Source organism: Streptomyces phytophilus (assembly GCF_013870535.1).
GTDB classification, from domain to species: Bacteria; Actinomycetota; Actinomycetes; order Streptomycetales; family Streptomycetaceae; genus Streptomyces; species Streptomyces phytophilus.
Genome location: NZ_JACBXC010001488.1, coordinates 1 through 1,350 on the forward strand (window position 1 = coordinate 1; position 1,350 = coordinate 1,350).

2 protein-coding genes and 1 pseudogene are annotated in these 1,350 nt (G+C 72.7%); 1 reads left to right on the forward strand and 2 read right to left on the reverse strand.

Going from position 1 to position 1,350, the window contains the following annotated elements:
- Positions 1-105, forward strand: a pseudogene (locus H5J30_RS37205) (universal stress protein); the annotation flags it as partial.
- 9 nt (positions 106-114) lie between these two features.
- On the opposite strand, the gene H5J30_RS33615 reads toward H5J30_RS37205, so the two are convergent.
- Together H5J30_RS33615 and H5J30_RS33620 are read right to left on the reverse strand one after the other, a co-directional pair.
- A complete protein-coding gene (locus H5J30_RS33615) occupies positions 115-801 on the reverse strand; it encodes a DUF899 domain-containing protein (protein WP_181791548.1) in 687 nt (228 codons plus the stop codon).
- Positions 802-864: 63 nt separating this feature from the next.
- Positions 865-1,350, reverse strand: a 486-nt coding sequence (locus H5J30_RS33620; protein WP_181791550.1) for a class I SAM-dependent methyltransferase, incomplete at its 5' end; no start/stop codon positions are given.

A 1,350-nucleotide genomic window follows, 5' to 3' on the forward strand; every position in this document is an offset into this window, starting at 1 on the left:
CGCTTCGTCGTGGACCACGCCCCGTGCCCGCTGCTGCTGGTGTGGCCCGAGCCGGCCCCCAGCACGTCGACGCTCCCGCCGCCCCCACCGCCGCACGGTCCGTAGCGGAGCGGGCTACGCGTCCTCTCCGTAGAGGCGGGCGATGTCCTTCGAGTCGAGCCAGCCGCTGTACGCGGGCGACTGCGGCCAGCCCTCCGGCGAGTCCTGCCACTCCTCCTGCCGCCCGTACGGCAGCACGTCGACGAGCGGGAAGGTGTGGCTGAGCTGCTCGGTGCCGCGGCCGGAGGAGTGCCAGGTGCGGTAGACGGTGTCGCCGTCGCGCAGGAAGACGTTGAGCGCGAAGCCGCCGCCGGGCGGGGCGTCCACGTCGGAGCCGAACGGGCTGTCGGCGGTGGAGTACCAGGTCATCTGGTTGCCGACGCGCTTCTTGTACGCCAGCGCCTCGTCGATCGGGCCCTGCGTGACGATGACGAACCGCGCGTCGTACGGGTCGAGGAAGCCGAACCGGGTGAACTGCGCGGTGTAGCTCGTGCAGCCCCCGCACTGCCACTCCTTGTCGTCGAACCACATGTGGTTGTAGACGATGAGCTGCGACTTGCCCTCGAAGATGTCGACCAGCCGGACCGGCCCCTCCGCACCCTCCAGGGTGTAGTCGGGCAGCTCGACCATCGGCAGCCGGCGCCGCTGCGCGGCGATGGCGTCCAGCTCCCGGGTCGCGGCCTTCTCCCGGACGCGCAGCTCGTCCAGCTCGCGGCGCCAGGTGTCGGTGTCGACGACGGGCGGTAGTGCCTTGGCGGTCATGGTGGTCCTCCGGCGTTCAGAAATGGCATTTCCCTACGGGTAGACCGGCTGACCCCGCGAAACTCATCGCTCGGCGCGATGGCACTCGGTCACGTACGGCATCTCACCCGGTCGCTCCACCGCGAGCAGCGCGCGGACCCGGTCCAGCAGCCCGTCGCGTACGGCGGGCGCCAGGGTGATCACATAGCTGCGGGACGCGACCATGTCGACGATCTGCGCGTCCGTCATCGGGTGGCGCCAGCGGAAGTCACGGCGCTCGGCCGGCCCGAACGGCGCACCGATGCGGTCCGCCTGGCGGTCCTCCGCGGGGGCCGCGGCGTACTCCCGCAGGATGCGGCCCAGCTCCGCGACCCAGGGCACGGACTCGTCGCGGCTGTTCCACACCAGCGCGAGCCGCCCGCCGGGCCGCAGCACCCGGGCGACCTCCGGGACGGCGCGCCCGGGGTCGACCCAGTGCCATGCCTGGGCGCAGACGACGGCGTCGGCGCTCGCGTCCGGCAGCGGGATCGCCTCGGCGGTGCCGGCGAGGGCGCGTATGCCGGGGAGCAC

What these genes read in the sequence shown, in the direction of transcription:
- H5J30_RS33615 (WP_181791548.1), bottom strand. Translation starts at nt 801, where the DNA reads ATGACCGCCAAGGCACTACCGCCCGTCGTCGACACCGACACCTGGCGC.